The organism is Methanospirillum sp. (assembly GCF_035560735.1).
In the GTDB taxonomy this organism is placed as follows: Archaea; Halobacteriota; Methanomicrobia; order Methanomicrobiales; family Methanospirillaceae; genus Methanospirillum.
The window spans coordinates 1-6,186 of sequence record NZ_DATMYY010000015.1 but is presented as its reverse complement, the minus strand read 5'-3'; the positions used below and the strand labels follow the sequence as shown (position 1 = coordinate 6,186).

Below are 6,186 nucleotides of genomic sequence, written 5' to 3'. Positions count from 1 at the left end.
GATCAAAACTCAGGAGATTATCAGCCAGATTAAAAGTTCAATTTCAGCGTACGCATGTGAAACAGGAACCAAAACGGATGAACTCTTTGAGTCTGTTGCAACAGCAGGCGCAGGCCTTCGAATCATCAGGCAGGACCCCTGGGAGTGCCTGATTAGTTTTATCTGCTCCCAAAATTCAAATATCCCGACAATAACAAAAAGAATCTCTCTTCTCTGTGAACGATATGGCAAGGCTATCGGTAATAACATCTTTAGTTTTCCATCTCCGGCAGACCTTGCAGAAAGAGATGAAGAGGATCTCAGGACATGTTGTACAGGTTATCGGGCTCCGTACCTGGCTGGCACTGCACAATATGTAATCAGGGACCCGGGCTTTTTATCTCATATTGATGCATGTTCAACACAGGATGCGAAAGATGAACTCATGAAACTTCCAGGAGTCGGACCAAAAGTTGCTGACTGTATCCTGCTCTTCGCTTATAACCGGTATGAGGTTGTCCCGGTTGATGTCTGGATAAGGACTATCATTACAACTCTTTACCCGGAGGTCAGTAACCGCAGATGTAACAAAAAAGAATGTTCGTACAATGATATTGCAGATTTTTGCAGAGAATACTTTGGAGAGTATGCAGGATATGCCCAGCAATATTTCTTTGCATCACGGCAGACTCTCCCGGTAAAACAGGGGGAGAGGAATTAAGCAGATAATTCACGCAGAAGGATAGAGATTATCTTTGTCAGGAGTCACTTCTGCATATCCCACGTTTCCATGTCGCTGAGGTGAGCACACCCCAAGCACAATTTCTAATAGCATCCTTTATAGAATCCAGTTCTCCCTGTTTCAGGTTTGGTTTATTAATAGCATCAGACCATATCGCTACCATTTCATGTGCATAATCTGGACCACGCCATCTGGCATCGATAATTCCGATTATCTCCCCGGCTTCTTTCAGGGTATTCACATGATCGATAAGTGAAGTCTCTGCAGAATTAAAAATATGAGTCCTGTGGGATGGATCAAGAACTATGGGGAAAATCTGTTCCTTCTGATCCCGGATTGCATATGCGATATTCGGCTCAGGGATATGATGAGATACGCACAGTTGATCCTCGGTGATAATCGTCTCAAGTAAACCCTGAACAATTATTCCAACAGGTGGTGAATGGTTAGTTCTCTTTTCAATAAGCACGCGAATCTCATCACCTGATAATTCACATGACAGGGTGCAGAATTCTAACTGGCTATGAACCTCAAGTGAGCAGTGATTTGTAATATTAAGTCCGCTGTACCCGCTGACCTGCAATTCAGGAACTATTGTCAGAACCGCTTGGGAAACACCAATGCCGTCCACCATCAGAAACTTCACCCCTGCCTTTTTTATTTCAGGTAATGCCTGGGTGAGACGATCCATTTCAGTTCGGAGAAGAATTTTCGGCAACTTTATACCGATAACATCCGCACGTGAGGGGCAGACAGCAAACAGGGCGAGAATTTCATCCAGGTGATCAGAAGAATCACTGGACAAACAGGCCGGGTACCATTCAATGTATGCCCTGCTTGCACCGGCCTGAACTCCGGATAAGGCAGAAGCGGGATCTGATACAAGGATCACAAGGCTGAGATCACTTTTTCCATTGTTGGATCTTCGCACTCCCGGATCTACATGTAATTGTTCAATGCAGGACTGTGCACAATCTTTGATCTCCTGTATCAATTCTGGTTCAGGGAGATAGGATTTAATAATACAGGACTGAGCAAACTCAAGAATCTCCCTCCTGATTCCATTCAAAACTGCAACTGGTGCAAACAATCCATCTGGGCAGGAGGTTGCCAGGTGATCTATTGTAAAGAGAGTACCACCTGTTTTTCTGAGTGCATCATTGATCTGATCAGATGTCAGGGGACGTGAGCGGGCCGGGCTGAACTGTGATTGTGATCTAAAAGAGAAGGGAATAGTCCCTTTGATCCGGGTTCTTATAGTCCCGGTGATATCCACCTCTCCAGCTGGAGAAATATTGAGCTCAAGAGAGAGAGCAATTGAACCATAATACCGGGTATCTGGATCTGATGTGAGTTGTTCAAGGAGCCGGATGTTTCTCCCCCTGCTTGTGAGATATACCTGATCACCCCGGTGACTGGTTATCTTAGAATCAAGGAGAACCTCTCCCTTTTTTACTACGGAATCCCGTCGGAGGACAAAACCCTGCTCACCGGAATTGCTGATACAGACCAGGCCGTCTCCACGTTCGGGAATCAGGTCTCCTGCCCGTTTTATACTCATCCACCCTTCTCTTGTGATTCCAGTTACGGTTCCAACTACAAGACCCCTCCGTCCGGGCAGGTCGCGGCCCATCACCGTCTGGCAGGTTTCTTCATTCAGGTATCCGGTTGTAAATCCCCGTGAGAAAGCGAGGGTAAGTTCTGTCTCCTCTTCAGATGACGGAGAAAATGAACCAGACATAACTGCATCCAGAGCTCTCCGGTAGATAGACACCACGGTAGCCACGTATGAAGGAGTTCTCATTCGCCCTTCAATCTTGAGCGCTGCAATCGGCAGAGAAGCGACTGAGGTGAGAACAGGGTACACAGAAAGATCGCGGGTTGAAAGCAGGAATTGATCTGGACTGTTAACTGAGCGTGGCTTTGTCAGTCTTCCATATCTGTCGCGTTCACCTTTGATGAGTGCATATGGTTTTCTGCAGGGTTGGGCACACATTCCCCGATTACCACTTCTTCCGCCGATAACAGCAGAGAGCAGACACTGACCTGAGTATGCATAACAGAGTGCTCCATGCCCGAATATCTCCACTTCCGCACCCAATTGTTTTAAAGATTCGGCAATGTCTCTGACCTCTCGTGCAGGTAGTTCACGTGCAAGTACAATCCGGGTACATCCCTTCTCCAAAGCATACAGGGCTCCTTCCTGATTGTGTACTGCCATCTGGGTTGAGGCATGAAGTGCCGGAGTCCCGGGTTTACCTGAAAACAAGGAAGATGCAAGAGAGAGAACACCCAAGTCCTGGATAAGAATTGCATCTACACCAATCATGCAGAGAAACTCCAGATACCTCACCACCAGCACGAGTTCAGTATCATGGACCAGGGTATTTACCGTCACATAGACTTTTACTCCCCGTATATGAGCAGAGGCTACGATTTCTTCAAGAGCCTGATCATCAAAGTTACCGGCAAAATGGCGGGCACCAAATCTGTTCCCTCCAAGATAGACCGCATCTGCACCGGCTGCTATTGCAATCCGGCATGCCTCCGGTGTTCCTGCAGGAGCAAGAAGTTCAATCACTAATAATCACCAGGGACTTGAGAAATTTTCCAATGAAATGACATTACCTGGCTGAAGCCGAGAAAAAGAAAATTTTGAATAACTGACACTTACCATCCCTTGGTTAAGAGCATAGTTATCAGGATCACATGGATAATCATGATTGCTGGAACCAGCAGAGAAAATTTCATCTTCTGAGTTTTGTGTCTGAATATCTGCATTGCCAGAAAGGCACCAAAGGGTCCAAAGACAGATCCAATGAGAAGATTCTTCTCTGAGATCCTCCATTGCTCACGGCGGGCCTGCATTTTATCATATCCATAGAGAATAAAAATGCCAACATTTACCAGACCATACACAACTTCCAGGTATGGTATCAGTTGATCCGACATAGTACCCATTGATTTACCGGGCATGGACCTATAGATTACTCCGAGCTACGAAACCCGGGGAAAAATTACAACTACAAGAAAAGATTGGATTAATTGATTACTTCCAAATTCTGAAAGTTATTGTTGATTGTGCATAATAGTTCCATAAAAAGGCAACCATAGTCGCCCCGGCCTTTGCAATGAGATAAGGCACCTGTATTATTTCTACTCCTACCGAGAGAACGGCAAGATTCAAGGCAAAACTGCTAGCTGCAATAATTAAAAATGAAGACCCCTGCCTTATGTACTCCCTACTCTGATTGCGATAGTTCAGGGATTTATTCAGGAGAAAACTAACCAATGCACCAACACAATACGAAATTGTTGCAGATACAAGATACCAGAGTCCTATTTTTTCAGTGAGAAACCAGAGAAGACCGATATCTATACAGGTTGTAAAGATACCAATAAGCAGGAATCCACCCAGAAACTCATTAAAACGAGAAATCAGTATTACCTTCTTCTCTCCTTTCTTGGCAGGATATTCAGTCATTTTTGGCACCCTAAATGAAGCATCAACAATCCAGGGGTTTCGATTTGACCATTATCTATTCGTAATATTTCCCGGTAATGAATGAATTGAATATCCGGGACTTGTATCAAATTATATTCTGTTTCAGATGAATATGTCCAGAAACAGTGATTGCAGTCTTGAGTATCGAAATGGTTCATGATAATGATGATATGAAATCGTTAGCATCCCATCAGGCTGGCTTGATATTAACAATCAGCAATTGTCTGAGTTGAGGAGGACAACTGCAGAGTTGGATAGTGTAACCAAAAAGAGAATGCAGAACGCTTAAAGACAGCACCAAAGTTGATAATGTTCTGTTCTATAACAAATACCAGGCGAGAGAGAAAAGATATTGATCCTCACTAAATCAACATACATAAGGAAAAATCCATTATCTTACGAGTAGGGATATATCGGGGGAGAATCCGAAACCTGTGGTACTCCGGAGATTCGAGTATTAGTCTGACCTTTTAATTCTGATGGCTGGGTGAGGACAAGCGTATGGCTGATCGGAGAAGTAGTAACCTGACTTGAAATTCCAGTCTTTTCAAACGCATTTGTACTATTTTTTGTCCTAATTGAACCATCAGCCATCCCTGTAAGAGTACGATATGCATTTAGTCTTCCGCCTGTTGAGATTTTACCAGTCATGTTAGGAATAGAATCAGCTGATGATAAGATAGCATCCTTTATCTGACTGTTAGAAAGAGTGGGTTTTACAGCTTTCAACAGGGCAGCCACACCAGCAACATATGGAGTTGCCATGGAGGTTCCTGACATATATGCATACTTATTCCCAGGATAGGTGCTTGCAATCTCAACTCCGGGTGCAGCGATATTGACAGTCGAAACACCATAATTTGAAAAGGAAGCTAAGTTGTCATTACTATCACTTGCTGCAACAGTAATCATGTTTGAGCCGGTAAACGTGGCAGGATACAACGGAGTTGTATCATCGTTTGATCCACCATTGCCAGATGCACAAACAATTACTGCAGATGATGCAGCCATTGCATCTTTCAGGGCTTGTGAATTCTCATTCCCACTCCAGGAACAGGATATAACATCAGCACCCATTTGATTGGCATATTGTATCGCAGAAACGGCATCAGATATGTAACCATTTCCGGTACTGTCCATGAATCTCAGGGGCATGATCCTGACATGCCAGTTGATTCCTGTGACACCGATGTTATTGTTTCCAACAGCTCCAATTATCCCTGCACAGTGCGTTCCATGCCCATTTTCATCAATCGGGGTGTTGTTTTTTCCCTGAAAGTTCCACCCATGCACATCGTCAATATAACCATTTCCATCATCATCAATACCATTATCAGGAATCTCTTTTTCATTGGTCCAGATATTCTCTGTCAGATCAGGATGTGAATAATCAACTCCTGAATCGAGAACTGCAACCACAATGTCGTGTGACCCGGTGGCAACTCCCCAAGCCTCTTCAGCACTAATGTCCGCACCTGCAGTTCCATTAAAAGGTGTCTGGCCAGTATTGTGAAGTCCCCACAATTTCGGATATTCAGGATCATTTGGTTTAATTGTGGAGGAAATTGAAGAGGGGGTGAATATTTGTATACCGGTTTGAGAAGGTTCAACTGTAATCTGGTAATCCGGCTCAGTATACTCGATCAAAGGATTATTTTTAAAGGCTGTTAATGTTGAATCAAACGATGCAGACGGAACCTGAATGACCTGCAAACCATTCATACCTAATGATTTTTGATGTATCTCTTTAGAAATTCCATCAGGTAGGGTTGCTGCTAGACCAGGAGGCATATCCTGCCCATTGAAGTTTTGCTGTGCAGAATTTTTATATTTGACAATAAACCGATCAGGAGCAGCAGGGGGAGTCCCGGAAAATTGGAAACCTCCTGGTTGTGATGATATTGGGTTTGAAACTGGAGAAAGACGCCCATTATTTAAATTCAAACCTGATTTCTGAATT

5 protein-coding genes are annotated in these 6,186 nt (G+C 44.0%); 1 reads left to right on the top strand and 4 read right to left on the bottom strand.

Features of this window, described 5'->3' with window-relative positions; genetic code table 11:
* On the top strand, window positions 1-700 hold a 700-nt coding region (locus VN429_RS00350), incomplete at its 5' end, for a DNA-3-methyladenine glycosylase family protein (protein WP_325628563.1).
* 37 nt (window positions 701-737) lie between these two features.
* On the opposite strand, the gene VN429_RS00345 is transcribed toward VN429_RS00350, so the two are convergent.
* The 4 genes from VN429_RS00345 to VN429_RS00330 all read right to left on the bottom strand — a co-directional run.
* Entirely contained in the window at window positions 738-3,302 is a 2,565-nt protein-coding gene (locus VN429_RS00345; RefSeq protein ID WP_325628560.1) for a U32 family peptidase, read from the bottom strand.
* Window positions 3,303-3,391: 89 nt separating this feature from the next.
* Complete coding sequence (locus VN429_RS00340) at window positions 3,392-3,682, bottom strand: DUF1294 domain-containing protein (protein WP_325628558.1); 291 nt, start codon at window positions 3,680-3,682, stop codon at window positions 3,392-3,394.
* Between the two features lie 88 nt (window positions 3,683-3,770).
* On the bottom strand, window positions 3,771-4,205 hold the full coding sequence (locus VN429_RS00335; protein ID WP_325628556.1) for a GtrA family protein: 435 nt from the start codon (window positions 4,203-4,205) through the stop codon (window positions 3,771-3,773).
* A 417-nt stretch (window positions 4,206-4,622) separates the two neighbouring features.
* The coding region (locus VN429_RS00330) for a S8 family peptidase (RefSeq protein WP_325628554.1) at window positions 4,623-6,186 on the bottom strand (1,564 nt) is incomplete at its 5' end.